The 19,012-nt window shown below is 67.9% G+C and carries 22 protein-coding genes and 1 pseudogene; 8 read left to right on the top strand and 15 right to left on the bottom strand.

All coding sequences use genetic code 11. The features are described 5' to 3' along the window. Positions 1-2 precede the first annotated feature (2 nt). From ptsP to EWE75_RS05195, 3 genes are all read right to left on the bottom strand, one after another. Complete coding sequence (ptsP, locus tag EWE75_RS05205; RefSeq protein WP_130155621.1) at positions 3-2,270, bottom strand: phosphoenolpyruvate--protein phosphotransferase; 2,268 nt, start codon at positions 2,268-2,270, stop codon at positions 3-5. 75 nt (positions 2,271-2,345) lie between these two features. Then, positions 2,346-3,368, bottom strand: coding sequence for a Holliday junction branch migration DNA helicase RuvB (ruvB, locus tag EWE75_RS05200; protein WP_130155620.1), 1,023 nt, complete (start codon positions 3,366-3,368; stop codon positions 2,346-2,348). Positions 3,369-3,424: 56 nt separating this feature from the next. Then, complete coding sequence (locus EWE75_RS05195; protein WP_130155619.1) at positions 3,425-3,970, bottom strand: hypothetical protein; 546 nt, start codon at positions 3,968-3,970, stop codon at positions 3,425-3,427. A 279-nt stretch (positions 3,971-4,249) separates the two neighbouring features. Here EWE75_RS05195 and EWE75_RS05190 point away from each other — a divergent pair, with 279 nt between their 5' ends. After that, a complete protein-coding gene (locus EWE75_RS05190) occupies positions 4,250-4,594 on the top strand; it encodes a UrcA family protein (protein ID WP_130155618.1) in 345 nt (114 codons plus the stop codon). A 39-nt stretch (positions 4,595-4,633) separates the two neighbouring features. Here EWE75_RS05190 and ruvA read toward each other — a convergent pair whose 3' ends face one another. From ruvA to EWE75_RS05165, 5 genes are all read right to left on the bottom strand, one after another. Beyond that, positions 4,634-5,227 (bottom strand): Holliday junction branch migration protein RuvA, encoded by a 594-nt coding sequence (gene ruvA, locus EWE75_RS05185; RefSeq protein ID WP_130155617.1) that lies wholly within the window; start codon positions 5,225-5,227, stop codon positions 4,634-4,636. 231 nt (positions 5,228-5,458) lie between these two features. Then, positions 5,459-5,950 carry a crossover junction endodeoxyribonuclease RuvC gene (gene ruvC / locus EWE75_RS05180; protein WP_130155616.1) on the bottom strand — a complete coding sequence of 164 codons (492 nt, stop codon included), beginning with the start codon at positions 5,948-5,950 and terminating at the stop codon, positions 5,459-5,461. A gap of 118 nt (positions 5,951-6,068) precedes the next feature. Continuing rightward, positions 6,069-6,812, bottom strand: a complete 744-nt coding sequence (locus EWE75_RS05175) for a YebC/PmpR family DNA-binding transcriptional regulator (RefSeq protein WP_130155615.1) — start codon at positions 6,810-6,812, stop codon at positions 6,069-6,071. 184 nt (positions 6,813-6,996) lie between these two features. Beyond that, a complete protein-coding gene (locus EWE75_RS05170; protein WP_010160912.1) occupies positions 6,997-7,236 on the bottom strand; it encodes a DUF2312 domain-containing protein in 240 nt (79 codons plus the stop codon). An 81-nt stretch (positions 7,237-7,317) separates the two neighbouring features. Continuing rightward, positions 7,318-7,614 carry a DUF1244 domain-containing protein gene (locus EWE75_RS05165; RefSeq protein ID WP_130155614.1) on the bottom strand — a complete coding sequence of 99 codons (297 nt, stop codon included), beginning with the start codon at positions 7,612-7,614 and terminating at the stop codon, positions 7,318-7,320. A gap of 71 nt (positions 7,615-7,685) precedes the next feature. Between EWE75_RS05165 and pyk the strand changes: the two are divergent. Continuing rightward, positions 7,686-9,141: pseudogene (gene pyk, locus EWE75_RS05160) on the top strand (pyruvate kinase). 21 nt (positions 9,142-9,162) lie between these two features. On the opposite strand, the gene EWE75_RS05155 reads toward pyk, so the two are convergent. Together EWE75_RS05155 and EWE75_RS05150 are read right to left on the bottom strand one after the other, a co-directional pair. Beyond that, positions 9,163-10,347: an FUSC family protein gene (locus EWE75_RS05155; RefSeq protein ID WP_231708217.1), complete on the bottom strand. Its 1,185-nt coding sequence runs from the start codon at positions 10,345-10,347 to the stop codon at positions 9,163-9,165. A gap of 131 nt (positions 10,348-10,478) precedes the next feature. Further along, complete coding sequence (locus EWE75_RS05150) at positions 10,479-11,480, bottom strand: adenosine kinase (RefSeq protein WP_130155613.1); 1,002 nt, start codon at positions 11,478-11,480, stop codon at positions 10,479-10,481. Between the two features lie 45 nt (positions 11,481-11,525). Between EWE75_RS05150 and EWE75_RS05145 the strand changes: the two genes are divergently transcribed. Next, positions 11,526-12,257: an EI24 domain-containing protein gene (locus EWE75_RS05145; protein ID WP_345789369.1), complete on the top strand. Its 732-nt coding sequence runs from the start codon at positions 11,526-11,528 to the stop codon at positions 12,255-12,257. Continuing rightward, complete coding sequence (locus tag EWE75_RS05140; RefSeq protein ID WP_130155612.1) at positions 12,254-12,634, top strand: hypothetical protein; 381 nt, start codon at positions 12,254-12,256, stop codon at positions 12,632-12,634. The genes EWE75_RS05145 and EWE75_RS05140 overlap by 4 nt, the downstream gene beginning before the upstream one ends. 38 nt (positions 12,635-12,672) lie before the next feature. Here EWE75_RS05140 and EWE75_RS05135 read toward each other — a convergent pair whose 3' ends face one another. The 5 genes from EWE75_RS05135 to EWE75_RS05115 all read right to left on the bottom strand — a co-directional run bounded on the left by EWE75_RS05135 (position 12,673) and on the right by EWE75_RS05115 (position 16,413). Next, positions 12,673-13,029, bottom strand: coding sequence for a hypothetical protein (locus EWE75_RS05135; protein WP_345789368.1), 357 nt, complete (start codon positions 13,027-13,029; stop codon positions 12,673-12,675). 132 nt (positions 13,030-13,161) lie between these two features. Next, on the bottom strand, positions 13,162-13,602 hold the full coding sequence (locus EWE75_RS05130) for a hypothetical protein (RefSeq protein WP_130155611.1): 441 nt from the start codon (positions 13,600-13,602) through the stop codon (positions 13,162-13,164). A gap of 10 nt (positions 13,603-13,612) precedes the next feature. Next, on the bottom strand, positions 13,613-14,041 hold the full coding sequence (locus EWE75_RS05125; protein WP_130155610.1) for a protein tyrosine phosphatase family protein: 429 nt from the start codon (positions 14,039-14,041) through the stop codon (positions 13,613-13,615). A 21-nt stretch (positions 14,042-14,062) separates the two neighbouring features. Next, entirely contained in the window at positions 14,063-15,820 is a 1,758-nt protein-coding gene (gene recQ, locus EWE75_RS05120; RefSeq protein WP_130155609.1) for a DNA helicase RecQ, read from the bottom strand. 23 nt (positions 15,821-15,843) lie between these two features. Beyond that, the gene (locus EWE75_RS05115; protein ID WP_130155608.1) at positions 15,844-16,413 is read right to left on the bottom strand and encodes a TetR/AcrR family transcriptional regulator; all 570 of its coding nucleotides are present in this window, start codon (positions 16,411-16,413) and stop codon (positions 15,844-15,846) included. A gap of 57 nt (positions 16,414-16,470) precedes the next feature. Here EWE75_RS05115 and EWE75_RS05110 point away from each other — a divergent pair, with 57 nt between their 5' ends. From EWE75_RS05110 to EWE75_RS05095, 4 genes are all read left to right on the top strand, one after another. After that, the gene (locus EWE75_RS05110; protein WP_130155607.1) at positions 16,471-16,938 is read left to right on the top strand and encodes a monooxygenase family protein; all 468 of its coding nucleotides are present in this window, start codon (positions 16,471-16,473) and stop codon (positions 16,936-16,938) included. A gap of 44 nt (positions 16,939-16,982) precedes the next feature. Then, entirely contained in the window at positions 16,983-17,252 is a 270-nt protein-coding gene (locus tag EWE75_RS05105) for a GNAT family N-acetyltransferase (RefSeq protein ID WP_130155606.1), read from the top strand. A gap of 145 nt (positions 17,253-17,397) precedes the next feature. Then, the gene (purE, locus tag EWE75_RS05100; protein ID WP_130155605.1) at positions 17,398-17,877 is read left to right on the top strand and encodes a 5-(carboxyamino)imidazole ribonucleotide mutase; all 480 of its coding nucleotides are present in this window, start codon (positions 17,398-17,400) and stop codon (positions 17,875-17,877) included. A gap of 64 nt (positions 17,878-17,941) precedes the next feature. Then, a complete protein-coding gene (locus tag EWE75_RS05095) occupies positions 17,942-19,012 on the top strand; it encodes a 5-(carboxyamino)imidazole ribonucleotide synthase (protein WP_130155604.1) in 1,071 nt (356 codons plus the stop codon).

Raw genomic sequence — 19,012 nt, 5'->3', positions numbered from 1 at the left:
GCTTACGCCAGTTCGACGCCCTGCTCGGTGGCCCAGGCGGTCAGCACCGCGCGCATGTCACGCGGCGGGGCGGCGAGCAGGCCCTCCATCTTCGCGATCAGCGCGGCGCGGTCGAGCGAGCGCACCATCGCCTTGACCGGGCCGACCGCCGCCGGCGTAATCGAAAGCCGGTCGATGCCGAGGCCGATCAGCGCCATCGCCTCCAGCGTCCGTCCGCCCATCTCGCCGCACACGCCGAGTTGCACGCCCGCCGCCCGGCACGGCTCGACCAACCGGCGCAAGAAGCGCAGGATCGCCGCGCTGAGCCAATCATAGCGCTCGGCGAGCTTGGGATTGGCGCGGTCGGCGGCGAAGAGGAATTGCGTCAGATCGTTGGTGCCGACCGACAGGAAATCGAGCTTGGGCAGCAATAGATCGAGCTGTTCCGCCAGCGCGGGCACTTCGAGCATCGCGCCGTAGCGGATCGCGGCGGGCATCATCTTGCCGCGGCGGATCAGCCACGCGCGTTGCGCCTCGAACAAGGCGCGCGCTTCATCGAACTCCCACGGTTCGGACACCATCGGGAACATCACGTTGAGCGTACGGCCAGCCGCCGCCTCGAGCAGTGCGCGCGCCTGCGCCTTCATCAGCCCCGGCCGTTCGAGCGCGAGCCGAAGCGCGCGCCAGCCCATCGCCGGGTTCTCCTCGTCCTCGTCCTTGCTCAGATACGGCAAAGCCTTGTCCCCGCCGATATCGACGGTGCGGAAGATCACCGGGCGCTCGCCGGCCGTCTCCAGCACGTCGCGGTACAGGCGCTGCTGACGCTCGCGCGCCGGCAAGGTCGAGGAAATGAGGAACTGGAATTCGGTGCGGAACAGGCCGATGCCGTCGGCGCCGGTCAGATCGAGCGCGGCGACATCGTCGCGCAAGCCCGCGTTGACCATCACCGTCACGCGGTGGCCGTCCTTGGTCACGGGCAATTCGTTCCTGAGCGACGCGAACGCGGCGCGGCGTTTCTGGCGCAGCTCCTGCTTGGCCTCGAACGCTTCCTCCATCGAGGACGACGGCCGCGCGAACACATGCCCGGCGGTCACGTCGAGAAGCAGCGCGTCGCCTTCGCTGATGAGGCGCCGCACGCTTTTGACGCGGCCGAGCACCGGCACGCCCATCGCTCGCGCGACGATCGTGACGTGCGCGGTGAGCGAACCTTCCTCCAGCACGACGCCTTTGAGGCGGCGGCGATCATATTCGAGCAGCTCGGCGGGGCCGAGATTGCGAGCGATCAGGATCGTGTCCTGCCGCAAGCCCATCTGCGCGGCGGTGCCGAGTTGGCCCGAGACGATGCGGAGCAGGCGGTTCGAAAGATCCTCAAGGTCGTGCATCCGGTCCGCGAGCAGCGGATCGTCGATCTGGCGCATACGCATGCGGGTGCGCTGTTGGACGCGCTCGATCGCGGCCTCGGCAGTCAGGCCGCTGTCGATCGCCTCGTTGATGCGCCGCGCCCAGCCTTCGTCGTAGGCAAACATCTTGTAGGTCGCGAGCACCTCTTCATGTTCGCCACCTACGCCGAATTCGGCTTCGCGCGCGATCCGGTCGATCTGCTCGCGCATCTTGTCGAACGCGGCGTAGACGCGGTGGCGCTCGGCCTCGACATCCTCGGCGACGGTGTGTTCGACGACGATGCGCGGCTGATGATAGACCGCGAAGCCGCTCGCCATGCCATCGACCAGCTTGAGGCCGACGATGCGGATTGGCGCGGTCGGCTGGACCCGAGTGGCGGCGGCACCCGCGCCATCGATCAGATCGGCGTTGGCGATCAGTTCGGACAGCACCATCGCCACCGTCTGCAACGCCTCGATCTCGACGTCGTCATAGCGGTGCGGGTCGGCATGCTGGACGCACAGGACGCCCACGGCGCGCTCACGCCGGATGATCGGCACGCCAGCGAAGCTGTGATATTTGTCCTCGCCCGTTTCCGGCCGATAGGCGAAATCGGGGTGCGACGCCGCCTCATCGAGATTGAGCGTCTCGACATTCTGCGCGATCGTGCCGACCAGCCCCTCGCCCGGCGCGAGCTTGGTGACGTGGACGGCCTCCTGCGCCAGCCCGCGCGTCGCGTAGAGTTCGAGCGCGCCGTCGCGCAGCAGATAAATCGAGCAGACCTCGCTCGCCATGCCCTCGCCGACGATCTGGACGACCGAATTGAGCTTCGCCTGTGCGGGCGTGCGCGACGCCATCACATCGTGAAGGCGAACCAGGATTTCGCGCGCGGAGGCAACGGCGGTGAGCATATCCGATTCGCTATCAGAATGCCGCGAGGCGATCCATCGTGCGGCGCACAACAAATGATTGCACGCGCAGAATAATCAGTCGAACAGCCCGTCCTGGCTGCCCGCCGGCGGGTTGAGGCCGAGATGCTTCCAGCCGCCCGCGTTGAGGCAGCGCCCGCGCGCGGTGCGTGCCACCAGACCGAGCTGGATCAGATACGGCTCGATCACTTCCTCGACCGTGTCGCGTGGCTCGCTGAGGCCCGCCGCGAGCGTCTCGACGCCGACCGGGCCGCCGCGATAGATATCGGCGATCATCATGAGGTAGCGCCGATCCATCGCGTCGAGCCCGAGCCCATCGACTTCGAGCCGGTTGAGCGCGCCGTCGGCGGCGCGCGCATCGACGCTGTCATGGCCGGCAGCATGCGCGAAATCGCGCACGCGGCGCAGCAGCCGTCCGGCGATGCGCGGCGTGCCGCGCGCGCGCCTGGCGATTTCGCGCGCGCCATCGGCGGTGATGCCGAGGCCGAGCAGCGACGCGGCGCGGGTGACGACGCGTTCGAGTTCATCGACCGTATAGAAGCTCAGCCGCACCGGAATGCCGAAGCGGTCGCGAAGCGGCGTGGTAAGCAACCCCTGCCGGGTCGTCGCGCCGACCAACGTGAAGCGCGGCAGATCGATCCGCACCGAACGCGCCGACGGCCCCTCGCCGATCATCAGATCGAGCGCGCGATCCTCCATCGCCGGATACAGCACCTCCTCGACGGCGGGCTGGAGCCGGTGGATCTCGTCGATGAACAGTACGTCGCCATCTTCGAGATTGGTGAGCAAGGCGGCGAGATCGCCCGACTTGGCGATCACCGGCCCGGAGGTGGCGCGGAACCCCACCCCCATCTCGCGCGCGATGATCTGCGCGAGCGTGGTCTTGCCGAGGCCCGGCGGGCCGAAGAACAGCACATGATCGAGCGCATCGCCGCGCGCACGCGCCGCCGCGATGAACACGCGCAGATTTTCGCGCGCCGCTTTCTGCCCGACGAAATCGTCGAGCGACTTGGGGCGCAGCGCCGCATCGACGTCCTCAGGGCGGCGCGTGGGTGCGAGCAGGCGGTCGGGATCGTCCATCGGTCCGTTCCCTACCTGTTCGCGACCGGCCCTGTCGAGCGGTCAATGTTGGGCCGTCAGGTCTGCGTGACGGCGCTCATCTGCGGTGTGCCAGGTTGCGCCGATTGCGCGCGGGCGAACAGATAGCGCGCCAGCGGATCGACGAACTGCAATGGCAGCGGGCGTGGCGCACCGATCAACCGACCACACGCACTGCCAACCGCAGCGCGTGCAGGAAGATCAAGTCGCCCGGTCACGACCGCTTCGACAAAGGCCGGTTCGCTTTGCAGGTCGACGATCAGCCGTTCGAATATAGTGGCGGGATTGGCTGCGGCGGCCCGGGCGGGATCGCCCAACGTCGCGATCAGCAGGCGCGCCCATTGCTCGGGGTCGTGCGGGCCTGCCGCGTGCAATTCGGCCTCGCGTTTCATCTGCTCGCGATAGGACTCGCGGCTGATCCGGTCGGGATGGTCGTCGCTCGGCACGAACGCCCGCCAGCCCTTGTCGACGCTGCGAATCAGCGGCGTGCCGCAGCGAACGCAGAGCGCGCGCAGATCGACGTGATCATGCCATACGCGGCGGCGCGACCTGCGGTGACCGAGGACAGCACAAAGCGGTTTCATCAGGATCGACATGCCACGGGCTATACATGGTTTTGTGACAAACGTTGCAGTTACGGAACGAGTTAATCCCGAATCGGTTGGAAATTTGCGACATTACGAACCGCTGCGAAACGCTCTTGTCGGTCTCGCACGAGAGGCGTACAGAAACCGCCCAGTTTCATGGAGCAGCCGCGGACCTATGCGTCGCGGGCCGGCGACTGACCATGAGGAGGACGCTGCCGCGCAGCGCCCCCGCCCGTCGGGCACAGGATAGCAGGCGGCGCGCAGGAGTATGATGCAATGTCTGGAATTCTAAAAGCTACGGCGATCGGCCGGGGTGCTGTTTTCGCGTGCGCGCTGTTCGGCGCGGCCGCTGTGGCGACGCCCGCGCTCGCCGACCCGATCGACGTCATCACCAGCATCCGCGTGGCGAACCTCACGCCGCCGGCGACCCCCGCCGAACACGCCGCGCTGCGCCAGCGCATCGCGCGCGCGGCTGAGAATGCGTGCGGTTCCGACGAGCGAAGCCTCGCCGAATATCGCTATGCGGTCCGCCAGTCGCCGTGCTTCCGCGAGAGCTACAGCACTGCGATGGAACAGTTGAATACGCGCTGGGGCACCGCCACCTCGGGCGGCGGTCGCTGAGCCTTCTGACCGCCCGCCCGCGTGGCGGGCGGTCGATTGCTATTTCGCGGCCTTACGCAACGCGAGCCGTACCAAGGCGTCGAGCGTCGCGCCCGCGCCGAGATCCTCTTCTGCCACAGCCACCGCACTTGAAGCTTCCGCCGGGCGGAAGCCGAGGTTGAGCAGCGCCGATACCGCATCCGCGCCCGCGCCGACCGGCGCGACCGCTGGCGTCGCGCCGCCGAGCACGACCCCGCCGATCCGGTCCTTCAATTCGCGCACGATCCGCTCGGCGAGCTTTGGGCCGACGCCGTTGGCGCGCGCCACCATCGCCTTGTCCTGAGCGGCGATCGCGCGGGCGAGGTCCGACGGATCGAGCGCGGAAAGGATCGCCAACGCGACCCGCGCGCCGACGCCCTGAACGCCGGTGAGCAAGCGGAAGGCGTCGCGTTCGGAGGCGGTCGCGAAGCCAACGAGGCGGAGGAAATCCTCGCCGACCAGCATCTCGGTGTGGAGCATGACGGCCTCGCCGACCGCGCCGATCGCCGACAGCGTGCGCGTCGAGGCGCCGACCAGATAGCCGACCCCGCCGACATCGATGATGGCATGGTCCAGCCCGGTCGAGTCGAGCCGGCCCTTGAGGTGCGCGATCATGTCAGGAGAGCCGGGCTATCGCGTTCATATGGGTACATATGCGGAACGGCGCGGGCGAGGAAAGCGAAAAGATCGGTTCGCGCGGCGGCTGGAAGATAGGCCGACGGTTTCCTCAGCTCATCCCGTTCCCCCGCGAAAGCGGGGGTCCAGAGCCACGCAACGGATCGCTTGTGGCTCTGGCCCCCCCGCTTTCGCGGGGGAACGGTTAGGCATAGCGCCGCCGCGCGAACCTTATCGCCCCGCCAGCGATCGCGCGCTGGCGAGGTGGTGCGCGTGGCAGATCGCCACCGCGAGCGCGTCGGCGGCGTCGGGGCCGTCGATCTTCACGCCGGGCAGCAGCCGCGCGACCATCGCGTGGACCTGTGCCTTTTCGGCCGCGCCGGTGCCGACCACCGCTTTCTTGACCAGCCGCGCGGCATATTCGCCGACGTCGATGCCGCCGCGCGCCACCGCGCAGATCACCACGCCGCGAGCCTGGCCGAGCTTGAGCGTCGATTGCGGGTTGGCGTTGACGAACACTTCCTCGACGGCGGCGGCATCGGGCGTGTGATCGAACACCAGAGCGGACAGCATCGTGTCGAGATGAGTGAGCCGGCGCGCGAGCGGGGCGGCGCTGTCGGTCTTGAGGCGGCCGTTGGCGAGGTGCGACAGGCGGTTGCCCTCGGCGCGGATCAGCCCCCAGCCGGTGGTGGCGAGGCCGGGGTCGAGGCCGAGGATGATCATCGAATCTCCCCTCCCGCTTGCGGGAAAGGCCGGGGGAGGGCCTGTCGAAATCGCGTGAACCGTATCGGGGAGGACAGGCCCTCCCCTAGCCCCTCCCGCAAGCGGGAGGGGAATGCGTTCACGCCAGCTTCTCCATCACCGCGTCGGAGACTTCGTAATTGCCCCATACGGTCTGGACGTCGTCGTCGTCGTCGAGCGTATCGATCAGCTTGAACAGCAAGGCCGCGTCGTCCTCGCCGACCTCGACCATCGTCTGCGGCTTCCAGGCGAGCTTGGCGCCCTCGGGTTCGCCGAGCACGGGGGTGATCGCCTTGACGACCTCGTGCAGATCGCCCTGCGCGGTCCAGATCTCGTGGCCGTCCTCGGACGAGGTGACGTCCTCGGCGCCCGCTTCGAGCGCGGCTTCGAACACCTTTTCCGCATCGCCGACGCTCACCGGATAGGTGATGAGCCCGACCCGGTCGAACGCGTGGCTGACGGAGCCCGACGCGCCGAGATTGCCGCCATTGCGTGACACCGCGATTCGCACGTTGGTGGCGGTGCGGTTGCGGTTGTCCGACAGCGCCTCGATGATGAGGCTGACGCCGCCCGGGCCGAAGCCCTCGTAGCGGATTTCCTCATAGGTCTCGGCATCGCTGCGCGAGGCCTTGTCGATCGCGCGCTGGATATTGTCCTTGGGCACCGACTGCGCCTTGGCGGCGTTGACGGCGGCGCGCAGGCGCGGGTTCATGTCCGGATCGGGCAGGCCCATCTTCGCCGCGACGGTGATTTCGCGGCTGAGCTTCGAGAACATGCCCGAACGCTTCTTATCCTGCGCACCCTTGCGGTGCATGATGTTCTTGAACTTGGAATGGCCTGCCATTGGAAACGTCCCGAATGATTCTAACGCGCCTGACGATCTTGATCCGTTCGTCCTGAGTAGCGACTGAGCGAAGTCGAAGGCGCGTATCGAAGGATGTGCCCCGCATCCTGCCCTTCGATACGGGTCTTCGACAAGCTCAGCCCCTACTCAGGACGAACGGAAAAAGCGAGTAGCCGCGCTTGGCTTACGCCAGCCCCAGCGCCTGCTTGTACGTCTCGAGCAGCATCTCCGCCTCGTCGCGGTGGTGCTTCTCCATCTTGCGCAGGCGGACGATGGTGCGAATCGTCTTCACGTCGAAGCCGGTCGATTTGGCCTCGCCGTAAACGTCCTTGATGTCGTCTGCGATGCCCTTCTTCTCTTCCTCAAGGCGCTCGATACGCTCGATGAGAAGGCGAAGCTGGTCGGCGGCGATGGTCTCGCTCATGCTGATTCCCCGGGGGTATGAATGGCTGAAAGCGAGCGCCTTTAAGCGAGCCTTGCCGCCGCGTCACCCCCCGGACTCGCGTCACGCGTTCCGGGCGACGCTCTCCTGCATGCGCGCGATCTGTTCGGGGGTGGCGGCGGTCTGGTGTTCGGCCTTCCATTGCGCATAGGGCATGCCGTAGACGACGGCGCGGCCGGCATCCTTGTCGAGTTGGCCATCGCTCGCATCGGCCACCCAATCCCCAAGGCAATTGCGGCAGAAGCCGGCCAGCCCCATCAGATCGACGTTCTGCGCGTCGCTGCGATGGCGCAGATGGTGGACCAGCCGGCGGAACGCGGCGGCGGCAACCGTGTCGTCGAGATCGTCGATCGTCGTCATTGGTGTCTTTCCGTGGTTGATCGGTGGTAGATAGGGGTTAGAGGGGCACGCGCAAACCGACGGGAACAGCCATGACGAAGACCATCCACCCGCGTTCGCGCAAGGTCCGCATCCTCGCGACGCTCGGCCCCGCCAGCAGCTCGCCCGAGCAGATCGCCGCGCTGTACGAAGCCGGCGCCGACGCGTTCCGAATCAACATGAGCCACGGCGACCAGCAATCGAAGGTCGCGGTGATCGCGGCGATTCGCGAACTGGAAACGATCTACCGCCGCCCGACCACGATCCTCGCCGATCTGCAGGGGCCGAAGCTGCGCGTCGGCAAGTTCGCCGACGGGCGCGTCGAGCTGATCAAGGGCGCGACCTTCATCCTCGATCGTTCGTCCGCGCCGGGCGACGCGACCCGCGCCGAACTGCCGCACCGCGAGATCTTCGCGGCGATCGAGCCGGGCGCGCGTCTGCTGCTCGACGACGGCAAGCTGGTGTTGAACGTCACCGAGCATGACGCCGACCGAATCGTCACCGAAGTGATCGTCGGCGGCTGGCTGTCGAACAACAAGGGCCTCAACGTGCCCGACGTGGTGGTGCCGATGGCGGCGCTGACCGAGAAGGACCGCAGCGACCTCGCCTTCGCATGCGACCAGGGGGTCGACTGGATCGCTCTGTCGTTCGTGCAGCGGCCCGAGGATCTCGCCGAGGCGCGCAAACTGATCCAGGGGCGTGCGGCTTTGCTCGCCAAGATCGAGAAGCCGAGCGCGATCGAGCGGCTCGAGGAAATCGTCGAGATGTGCGACGGCGTGATGGTCGCGCGCGGCGATCTCGGCGTCGAACTGCCGCCCGAGACGGTGCCGCCGCTCCAGAAGCGAATCATCGAAGTGTCGCGCCGGTTGGGGCGTCCGGTGGTGGTGGCGACGCAGATGCTCGAATCGATGATCACCTCGCCCTCGCCGACGCGCGCTGAAGTGTCCGACGTGGCGACCGCGATCTACGACGGCGCCGATGCGATCATGCTGTCGGCGGAAAGCGCCTCGGGCTCCTGGCCGGTCGAATCGGTGGCGATGATGGACGCGATCGGCGCTTCGGTGGAGAGTGACCCCACCCACGGCGACCGCATCCACTTCACCGTGACGCGGCCCGACCCGACCACCGCCGACGCGCTGGCGGAAGCGGCCAAGAACATCGCCGAGACGGTATCGGCGGTGGCGATCATCTGCTTCACCGCATCCGGCTCCACCGCGCGCCGCGTCGCGCGCGAACGGCCGGGCGTGCCGCTGATGGTGCTGACTCCCAAGCCCGAGACGGCGCGGCGATCGGGGCTGCTGTGGGGCGCCTATCCGATTCTCACCAAGGACGTGACCTCGTTCGAGGAGATGGTGTCGAAGTCGAAGCGGATGGCGCTGCGCCACAATATCGCCAAGGCGGGCGACCGGGTCATCATCATGGCAGGCGTGGTTCGGGACGCCGGGATCGACCAACGTGCTGCATGTCGTGCGGATCGTCGGGGACGAACTGGACGGCTATTCGCACTGATCCTCCCCGGCACGGGGACGATCAGATGCCGCCGGGTTCGCTGCGCTCGGCTGCGGTCTTCTCGCGGCGCGGGGCGAACAGGTGCCAGAGCAAGAGCACCGGCTCGATCACCGCCATGCCGACCAATGTCCCGGCCAGCCGCTCCAGCCCCGGCGTAATGACCGCGCCGGCATAGCTGTCGGGGACCAAGGTCACGAGGATCGCGAGCGTGAACTGGGTGCCGGCGTAGCGGTGCGCGTGGTCGCCGTTCTCGATGTGGCGGCCAACCGCCACGCCGAGCGCCGTGCCGAGAATCAGCAGCGGCGCTGACCCGGCGCCAACGAACAGGAACGCCGCCGCGAAGATCGCCCCTGCCAGCCCGCCGATCAGCCGGTAGACCAGCCGCCAGCTCACCGGCACGAAACCGCTCGCGCCGATCCCCGACAGTGGCACCAGCATCACCGCCATGATCGTGATCGCGCTGGCCGACAGCGCGGGCACGTCGAACCACGCCGACACCATCACCAGCAGCCCGAGCGCGAGTCCGCCTTGCGCGGCGTGGCGGAACGCTGGCCAGTTCCACCCGGCGATGCCGGTCGCAGCGTTGCGCTCGGCTGGCCACAGCCGGCGCAGCGTGAGCGCGGAGAGCAGGCTGACCACCACGCACGCCGCCGTCCCCGCGACCGTTTCGAGGATGCGCGTCTGCACGAAGCTGGCGAGCGGGATCTCGGGATCGTGGAGCTTGTCGTACAGCACCATCGCGAAGGTGAGGCCGACGAACAACCACGCATAGGCACGCTTCGCGGTGATCGCTTTGTAGAGCGTGACGGTGCCGATCGTGAGGATACCGGGCGCGGCGAGCCACCAGTGCGGCGCGATCAGCGGGATCGCCGCCAGCGCGAGCAGCCCGCCCGCCAGCGTGCCGACGACACGCAGCAGCCCACGCTGCACGGTTTCCAGCAGATGGCCGCGCATCACCATATAGCCGGCGAACGCCGCCCAGGAGACGTTGGTCGCGCCGATCGCCTGCGCGACGAGGATCGCAAGCAACACCGAGGCGACGCATTCCGCATCGTCGATCGTGCGCACGTCGATCCGACGGCGCAGGGAGGCGAGCGGGGTGGTCATCGCCGCTACGCTAGGCGGTGCGGGCGGGTCGCGCCAGCGCGGGTCGGCCGGTCGCCGCGCCACGCTGCGCAGGATGAACCGACCATCGTCAACCGCCAACCGTCATGCCAGCGCAAGCTGCCATCTCCTTGTGGCTCGCACGGGACAAGAGCCGCACGAGACCCCAGCTTGCGCTGGGGTGACGGCTTTATCCGAGCTTACGCTGGGGAGATGCCGTGCGAGAAAGCGGACTATCCGCGCAGTTTCTCTGCCATCAACGCCTTCAGATCCACCTGCGCGCGCGCGCCATAGTGCGAGATGATCTCGGCCGCGCAGATCGCGCCGAGGCGGAGCGATTCGGCGACGCTCAGATCCTGCGCCTGACCGTGGAGGAAGCCCGCCGCGAACAGATCGCCCGCGCCGGTGGTATCGACGACACGCGCGATGGCTTCGGCACCGACGCTGACGGTCTGGCCGCCCGAGACCGCGATCGCGCCGTGTTCGCCGCGCGTCACCACCAGCATCGGCACCTGCTGCGATGCCGCCTCGACCGCCGAATCGAAATCGTCGGTCTGCATCAGCGCGAGCAGTTCGGCCTCGTTGGCGAACATGATGTCGAGCAGATCCTTCGCCATCAGATCACGGAAATCGCCGCCGTGGCGGCCGATGCAGAAGGTGTCCGAGAGCGTGAACGCGACCTTGCGGCCCGCCTTGCGTGCGATCTCGATCGCGGCGCGCATTGCGGCGCGCGGCTCCTCGGGGTCCCACAGATAACCTTCGAGATACAGGATCGCGGCGGAGGCGATCATCTCGCGGTCGAGCGCGGTCTCAGGCAGGAACTGCGACGCACCGAGGAAGGTGTTCATCGTGCGCTGGCCATCGGGCGTGACGAAGATCAGGCAGCGCGCGGTGGTCGGCTCGCCCTCGCGAGTCGCGGTGGTGAAGTCGATGCCAACCGAGCGGATGTCGTGCGCGAAGATCTGGCCGAGTTCGTCATTGGCAACCTGGCCGATGAAGCCGCACTTGCCGCCGAGCGCGGCGATGCCTGCGACGGTGTTTGCCGCCGAGCCGCCGCTCGCCTCGATGCCCGGACCCATTTTGGCGTAGAGCGCGTCCGCCTCTTCGGGCGAGAACATCAGCGCCATCGATCCCTTGTTCATGCCGGCATCGACGATGAAGGCGTCGGTGGCCTGGGAAAGCACATCGACGATGGCGTTGCCGATCGCGACGACGTCGTAAGTTGGGGCGCTCAAGGGATTCTCCGGGGAATTGGCTAAACCTGCCGCGTAGGGCGGCGCGTGCGCCTGCGCAACCGCGTTGACGCGGGCGCGATCCGCCCGCACGACGGGCGGATGATCCGCGCCTTCTTCCTTTCGATCGGCCAGTTCGGCGACCGCGCCTTTCTGATCGTGTTCGCCAAATCGCTCGCGATCACCTTCGCGTTGTTCGCGTTGCTCGGCGGCGGCGCGTGGATGTGGGCGCAGAGCCTCGCCGCGACGCAGGGGGCGGACGGGTGGCTGTCGGCGCTTGCCGGGTTCGCCGCCCTGCTCGCCGTGTTCGCGGCGGGGTGGCTGCTGTTCCGCGCAATCGCGATCGGGGTGATGATGGTGTTTGCCGAGGAGATCGTCGTCGCGGTCGAGCGCAAACATTATCCGCAAGCGCTGGCTGAGGCACGGCATGTCGGCATGGGCCGCGCGGCGTTGATGGGGCTCGGCTCGGCGGTGCGCGCGGTTCTCGTCAATATCGTGGTGTTGCCGCTCTATGTCGTGCTGCTGGTGACGGGAGTCGGCACGATAGCGCTGTTCCTCGTCGTCAACGGTTGGCTGCTCGGGCGCGACCTCGCCGAGATGGTGGCGGCGCGGCACTTGCCCGCTGCGGCGATGCGTGGCTGGCGCGCGTCCACCCGGCTGGAGCGGTTCACGCTGGGGGTTGCCGGCACCGGGCTGTTCATGGTTCCGATCGTCAACCTCGTGGCGCCCGTGCTCGGCGCGGCGATGGCGACGCATCTGTTCCACGGGGAAAAAGCATGACACGATTCGCCCCCAAATTCACGACGACCCTGCTGGCGGCGGCGACTCTCGGCGGCTGCGCCAGCGGCGTCGTGCCGGCGGCGCGCCCGGCGACGTTCGTGCCGGTGCCGGGTGGTGGCGGCGCGATGCTGACAAAGGTGATGGGGCAGACCGGGCCTGCGCTGACGGCGATGTTCGGCGCGCCGATCGCCGACGTGCGCGAGGGCGACGCGCGCAAGCTGCAATATGGCAATGCGACCTGCGTGCTCGACGCCTATCTCTATCCCAAGGGCAAGAGCGAGCCGGTGGTCAGCTATGTCGATGCGCGCCAGACCGACGGCAGCCCGATCGACCGGGCGAGTTGCGTAGGCGCGTTGCAGATCGGCAAACGGAAGTAAGGCGTGGCCGGTGCGGTGACCGGCCACGCTCGCGCGTTTCAACAACCGTTGCGATAGTTCTGCGCCCGGTCGTGCTTCTGGTCGAGGCTCTTGCCGAGCAGACCCCCACCGACCGCACCCAGTACCGTGCCGAGCGTACCGCCACCGAGCACCGAGCCGAGCACTGCGCCACCCGCGCCGCCGGCGATCAGGCCGGTGGTGCCGCTGGAGCGGCGGCAATCCTGATAATACCGGCGGTGGTTGCCGCGATAATAGCGCCCGTCGTCATCATAGTGGCGCTGATATTGCGCGCGATCATCATAGCCGTAACGCTGCGCTTCGGCGGGTGCCGCGATGCCCATCGGCATGATCACGGCGGCGGCAAGGGCTGCTGCGGCGAATTTCTGCTTCATCATCGTACGTCTCCTTCGATGCGATGAAGACTGTCTACGACTCGAGGGCTGCAACCATGCTGAACCGGCTGTGCAACGTTCGTTCAGCTTTCGGGCCGGTTCGGACGTGCTTCGTGCGGCCCGCCATATCGGCGCTCAGTGTGGCCGGAACTGGCGGATATCGACGACGTTGCCGGCCTGCGCGATGCCCTCGATGCGGCGGACGTCGGCCTCCAGCACGCCGAACAGGGTGACGCTGCCCAGCACGCTTTCGCCGGTATCGATCCGCACGCCCTCAACCGAAGTGCTGAGCGCGAGCGGCGCGAGCAGCCGGCGCGCCTCGACGCGCACGCCGCGATGGAGCAGCACCGCGATCGTGCCGTTGCCCGCGACGATCGCGGCGGCGCCATCACCGCTGACCAGCCCGGCGCGGCCGATGAAGCCGGCGAGCCGTTCCTCGGCCATGCTCCGCGCCTTGTCCACGTCAGTGAGCTTGCCCTCGTCGCGCCGGAGCTTGCGCGCGTACCAGGCAAGCGCGATCACCGCCGCCAGCGCAGCGGCGATCTGATACCAGCGCAGGCCGAGCAGGAAATCCATCAGGCTCCTTTCACGCCCTGCCCGACAAAGCCTCTAGCAGCGGGCGCAGTCCGTTGAGGTCATACCCCGCCTCGCGCCCCTTGGCGATCAGCACGTCGGGGTCGCGGCCCTGCTTGGCCTGCGCGAGCGCCCACAGATTGCACGATCGCGTGCCCGAGCGACAAAAGGCCAGCACCGGCCCGCCGGCGCTGTCCAGCGCTTCCACCATCGCGTCGATCTGCGGGTGGGAGAAGCCGGCCTGGGTGACCGGGATCTCGGTATAGGCGAGGCCAGCCGCCTCGGCGGCGGCGCGGACGGCCGCACCCTCGGGCTGGCCGGCATCCTCGCCATCGGGGCGATTGTTGACGATTCCGACGAAGCCGGCGGCAGCGATGTCGGCCACGTCTTCGGGGGATATCTGCGGGGCGACTGAAACCGAGTCGTCGATTTTGCGTATCATGGGGTTAATCCATCCTCTCGCTCATCCGCGTAACACCTCGAGGAAGGCGTCGCCATAGGTCTCCAGCTTGCGCGCGCCGATGCCGGTGATGTGCGCGAGCGCGGCGCGACTGGTGGGCTTGAGCGTGGCCATTTCGCGCAGCACCGAATCGTGGAAGATGACATAGGGCGGCACTTGCGCGGCCTGCGCCAGCTCGCGCCGTTTCGCGCGCAGCGCCTCGAACAAAGGATCGCCCGCCGGGTTCTCCGCCGCCGCGCCGCGCCGACGCCGCTCGCGCTTGGGCTGGACGAGCAGTGAGACGGTCGTCTCACCTTTGAGGATGCCGCGCGCTTCGGGGCCGAATTCGAGTCCGCCGAAATCGTTGGTGCGCAAAGCGTCGCGGAGCAGGAGCGCGCGCGATACCGGCTTGATGAGCGCGGCTTCCTCAGAGCTTGAGGCGATGCCGAACACGCCGAGCGCCTCGTGCCCGTTCATCAGGCTGCGCTCGCTCGACTGGCCGGTCAGGATGCTTTCGATATAGCCGACGCCAAAGCTCTGACCCGTGCGAAACACGGCGGAGAGGAATTTCCTCGCCACCTCCGTCGCATCGATCGCGCCGGGCGGGTTGAGGCAATTGTCGCAATTGCCGCAGGTATCGGGCGCGGGGTCACCAAAGTGGCGGAGCAGGATCTGGCGGCGACAGGTCGGCGTCTCGACCAGTGCGCCGAGCGCGGTTAGGCGCGCGCGCTCGCCGGGCTGGCGGTGCGGCTCGACCTCGCCGATGCGCTGGCGGGCCTTGGCGAAATCCTCCGCGCCCCAGAACAGATGCGCGATCGACGGGTCACCGTCGCGCCCGGCGCGGCCGGTTTCCTGATAATAGCCCTCGATCGACTTGGGCAGGCCGGCGTGCGCGACAAAGCGGACGTCGGGCTTGTCGATGCCCATCCCGAACGCGACCGTCGCGACGATCACCATGTCCTCGGAGGCGACGAAATCGGCCTGGTTGCGGGCGCGGACGGCGGGATCGAGCCCGGCGTGATAGGGACGGACCTTACGCCCGGTCGAGGCGAGCCGCTCGGCGAGTTGCTCCACCCCTTTTCGGGTCTGCGCATAGACGATGCCCGGCCCCGGCTGCTCGGCGACGATGTCGGCGATCTGGCGGGTGATATTGTCCTTGGGGCTGATCCGATACTGGATGTTGGGCCGGTCGAACCCCGCGACGATCATGCCGTCGTGGGGGATGCCGAGCTGTTCGAGGATGTCGGCGCGGGTGTGCGCGTCGGCGGTCGCGGTCAGCGCGAGCCGGGGGACGTGCGGGAAGGCGTCGAGCATCGTCCGCAACAGGCGGTAATCCGGGCGGAAATCATGCCCCCATTCGGAGACGCAATGCGCCTCGTCGATCGCGAACAAGGCGAGCGGGGACTGGCCGAGCAGATTGCGGAACGATTCGTTCGAGGCGCGTTCGGGCGCGACATAGAGCAGGTCGAGCTCGCCACGCCGGAAGCGCGCGATCGTCTCCATCTGATCGGTATCGACCGAGGTGAGCGTCGCGGCGCGGATGCCGATCGCGGTAGCGGCGCGGAGCTGGTCGTGCATCAGCGCGATCAGCGGCGAAACGACGACGCAGGTGCCGTCGAGCGCCACCGCCGGCAACTGGTAGCAGAGCGACTTGCCCGCGCCGGTCGGCATCACCGCGAGCGTGTTCTCGGCGGCGAGCACGCGGCTGACCACCTGTTCCTGCACGCCGCGGAAACCGGGGAAGCCGAAGGTGGATTGGAGGATGGGAAGCGGATCGATCACGCGCCCGATTAGGCGCTTCGCGGCTACCCTGTCGAGCCTTTGGAAGAACCGCGCGCCATCATGCCATCGACCAGCAACTCCAGCGTAGCCTCCACCGCCCCCCGGTGCAGCGCGCCCACTTTCGCGTCGAGCAGCAGCGTGGCGAGGCCGTGGACCAGGCCCCACGCGGCGAGCGTCGCGGGCTCGGCGCGATCGGGCGCGATCTGCGCGACTCGGTTGGCGAGCACGGTGTAGGCGGTCTCGCCCTCGGGCACGCCGCCGGTTTTCTCGCGCGAGAACATCAACCGGAACAGCGCCGGGTGCGCCAGCGCGAAATCGACATAGGCGCGGCCTTGCGCGACCAGGGCGGCGCGCGAGTCAGGCGTGTCATCCGCCGCGAGCAGCCGCGTGCGCAACGCGGCGAACCCCTGATCCGCGACGGCGGCGAGCAGCGCGGCGCGGTCGGCGAAATGCCGGTAGGGCGCCATCGCGGAGACGCCGGCGGCGCGGGCGACTTCACGCAAACTCGGCGAACCCTCGCCGGCATCGAGAAGCGTCAGCGCCGCCGTGACGAGCGCCGCGCGCAAATCGCCATGATGATAGGTCTCAGCCATGTTTACATCGTATACTTATAGGGTTATGTGTACGGCATATACATTGGAGCCGTGGCCATGCAAAATTCGGTGAAGCGCGAATCGATCGATCTCTCCGCCCTGCCCGATCTCGTCGTGGTGATGCTCGGCTTCCGGGTGCGCCGGTGGCGTGGGGTGCTGTCGATCCTGCGGATCGGACGCGGGCTGTCGGCGATCCGGCAGAACAAGCCGGACGGGCTGCTCCACGACGAGCAATGCTTTTATTCGCTCACCCATGTCGGCATCCGCCAATATTGGCGCGACTACGAAAGCCTCGAACGCTTCACGCGCAGCGAGCCGCACGCGACCTGGTGGCGCGATTTCCTGCGCGATAGCGGCGGCGCCGGCTTCTGGCACGAGGCGTACCGGATGAGCGGCGGGATGGAGGGTGTCTATGTCGATATGCCCGCGCCCATAGGCTTCGGCCATTTCGCGCCGTCGCGCGATCCGCGCGGGCCGTTCCTGTCGGCGCGCGCGCGGATCGAGGCGGGGCGCGTCGCTGCCTGACGCCGCACTCTTTCGGGTGCCGGCGGTTTATGCGACACGGCCTGATGCCTGACGTTACTGACAATCGCTCCGAACATGAGTTCGAACTCGTCGTCGACGGCCACCGCGCCGTGGCCGCCTATCAGATGGAGGACGACACGATCGTCTTCACGCACACCATCGTGCCGGAGGCGATCGAAGGACGTGGCGTGGGTTCGCGGCTGATCCGCGCGGCACTCGATTCGGCACGCGACCGCAAGCTCAAGGTCATCCCGCAATGCCCGTTCGTGGCGGAGTACATCAAGCGCCATCCGGAATATCGCGACCTGCTTTGAGGCTTTTGTTCCCCCGCGAAGGCGGGGGTCCAGAGCCACAGGCGCTGCGTTCGTAGCTCTGGACCCCCGCCTTCGCGGGGGAACGGTTTGGCGCGGGCGAACCGATGCTGTTGCCCTGCCCGCCTCGGCTCGCTAGGGGCACAGGATGGAACCGCAGGTCGGCATCATCATGGGTAGCACCTCCGATTGGGAGACGATGCACCACGCCGCCGATCTGCTGAGCGATCTCGGAGTCGCGCACGAAACCAAAGTGGTTTCAGCGCATCGCACGCCGCAGCGGCTCTATGAGTATGCTGAAGCGGCGGCGGGGCGTGGCCTCAAGGTCATCATCGCCGGTGCCGGCGGCGCGGCGCATCTGCCGGGCATGACGGCGGCGCTAACGCATTTGCCGGTGCTCGGCGTGCCGGTGCAGTCCAAGGCGTTGAGCGGTCTCGACAGCCTCTATTCGATCGTCCAGATGCCGGCGGGGATTCCGGTCGGCACGCTCGCGATCGGCAAGGCCGGCGCCAAGAACGCCGCCTTGCTCGCCGCCGCGATCCTCGCGCTGGGCGACCCGGCGCTTTCGGAGCGGTTGCAGGCGTGGCGTGCCGCGCAAACCGACGGCGTCGCGACCGACCCGGCGTGATGCCTCACGATTTCCGTTCGTCCCGAACGACGTCGAAACATAGGAACGCTGAAGCGGTGCGCGCATGACTCCCCTCCCCCCCGGCTCGACCATCGGCATCCTCGGCGGCGGGCAGCTCGGGCGCATGCTCGCGGCGGCTGCGGCACAGCTCGGCTATCGCACCCACGTCCTCGCGCCCGACGCCGAGAGCGTCGCCGCGCAGACCGCATCGAGCTTCACCCGCGCCGATTATCACAGCCGAATCGTGCTCGATGAGTTCGCCGCGATCACCGATGTCGTCACCTATGAGTTCGAGAATATCGCGCTCGACCCGATCGTCTATCTCGCCGCCAAGGTGCCGGTCCATCCCGCGCCCGCCGCGCTCGGCGTCGCGCAGGACCGCGCCGAGGAGAAGAGCTTCGTCGCCGAACTGGGGGGCCGCACCGCGCCCTGGGCGAAGGTTGAGACGCTCGATGACTTGCGCGCCGCCATCGCCACGATCGGCACGCCAGCGATCCTGAAAACGCTGCGGCTCGGCTATGACGGCAAGGGCCAGGTGCGGCTCCACAGCGCCGACGAGGCCGAGGCGGCGTGGAACGCGATCGGCGGGCGGCCGGCGATCCTCGAAGGATTCGTTGCGTTCAGCCACGAATTTTCGATCATCCTCGCGCGGCGTGGCGACGGCGCGATGGTCAGCTATCCGCCGCCGTGGAACGAGCACAAAGACGGCATCCTCGCGCGCTCCTCGCTGCCTGCGCCTGCCGAGATCGCCGCACAGTGGGGCGAGGCGGCGGCACTGGCCGGGCGGATCGCCGACCGGCTCGGCTATGTCGGCGTGCTGGCATGCGAATTCTTCGCCGGCGCCGATGGCCCAGTGTTCAACGAGATGGCGCCGCGCGTCCACAATTCGGGGCATTGGTCGATCGAGGGCGCGGTGACGTCGCAGTTCGAGAACCATATCCGCGCGATCTGCGGGCTGCCGCTCGGCGACACCGGCCTGACCGCGCCGAGCGTGGTGATGGACAATCTGATCGGTGCCGAGGCGAACACCTGGGCGGACATCCTCGCCGAACCCGGCGCACACCTCCACCTGTACGGCAAGGAAGTGCGGCCGGGCCGCAAGATGGGGCATGTGACGCGAATCGGCCGCGTTTAG

Origin of the sequence: Sphingomonas populi (genome assembly GCF_004208535.1) — a bacterium.
GTDB classification, from domain to species: domain Bacteria; phylum Pseudomonadota; class Alphaproteobacteria; order Sphingomonadales; family Sphingomonadaceae; genus Sphingomonas; species Sphingomonas populi.
This window is presented reverse-complemented; position numbering and strand designations above follow the sequence as displayed.

Bases quoted from the DNA above. Each gene is read 5' to 3' on its own strand.
- EWE75_RS05125 (WP_130155610.1), bottom strand. From the start codon at position 14,041: ATGATACGCAAAATCGACGACTCGGTTTCAGTCGCCCCGCAGATATCC.
- EWE75_RS05175 (WP_130155615.1), bottom strand. From the start codon at position 6,812: ATGGCAGGCCATTCCAAGTTCAAGAACATCATGCACCGCAAGGGTGCG.
- EWE75_RS05190 (WP_130155618.1), top strand. From the start codon at position 4,250: ATGTCTGGAATTCTAAAAGCTACGGCGATCGGCCGGGGTGCTGTTTTC.
- ruvB (WP_130155620.1), bottom strand. From the start codon at position 3,368: ATGGACGATCCCGACCGCCTGCTCGCACCCACGCGCCGCCCTGAGGAC.
- EWE75_RS05095 (WP_130155604.1), top strand. From the start codon at position 17,942: ATGACTCCCCTCCCCCCCGGCTCGACCATCGGCATCCTCGGCGGCGGG.
- EWE75_RS05115 (WP_130155608.1), bottom strand. From the start codon at position 16,413: ATGGCTGAGACCTATCATCATGGCGATTTGCGCGCGGCGCTCGTCACG.
- EWE75_RS05195 (WP_130155619.1), bottom strand. From the start codon at position 3,970: ATGAAACCGCTTTGTGCTGTCCTCGGTCACCGCAGGTCGCGCCGCCGC.
- purE (WP_130155605.1), top strand. From the start codon at position 17,398: ATGGAACCGCAGGTCGGCATCATCATGGGTAGCACCTCCGATTGGGAG.
- EWE75_RS05170 (WP_010160912.1), bottom strand. From the start codon at position 7,236: ATGAGCGAGACCATCGCCGCCGACCAGCTTCGCCTTCTCATCGAGCGT.
- EWE75_RS05165 (WP_130155614.1), bottom strand. From the start codon at position 7,614: ATGACGACGATCGACGATCTCGACGACACGGTTGCCGCCGCCGCGTTC.
- ptsP (WP_130155621.1), bottom strand. From the start codon at position 2,270: ATGCTCACCGCCGTTGCCTCCGCGCGCGAAATCCTGGTTCGCCTTCAC.
- ruvC (WP_130155616.1), bottom strand. From the start codon at position 5,950: ATGATCATCCTCGGCCTCGACCCCGGCCTCGCCACCACCGGCTGGGGG.
- EWE75_RS05140 (WP_130155612.1), top strand. From the start codon at position 12,254: ATGACACGATTCGCCCCCAAATTCACGACGACCCTGCTGGCGGCGGCG.
- EWE75_RS05110 (WP_130155607.1), top strand. From the start codon at position 16,471: ATGCAAAATTCGGTGAAGCGCGAATCGATCGATCTCTCCGCCCTGCCC.
- ruvA (WP_130155617.1), bottom strand. From the start codon at position 5,227: ATGATCGCGCACCTCAAGGGCCGGCTCGACTCGACCGGGCTGGACCAT.
- EWE75_RS05130 (WP_130155611.1), bottom strand. From the start codon at position 13,602: ATGGATTTCCTGCTCGGCCTGCGCTGGTATCAGATCGCCGCTGCGCTG.
- EWE75_RS05105 (WP_130155606.1), top strand. From the start codon at position 16,983: ATGCCTGACGTTACTGACAATCGCTCCGAACATGAGTTCGAACTCGTC.
- EWE75_RS05135 (WP_345789368.1), bottom strand. From the start codon at position 13,029: ATGATGAAGCAGAAATTCGCCGCAGCAGCCCTTGCCGCCGCCGTGATC.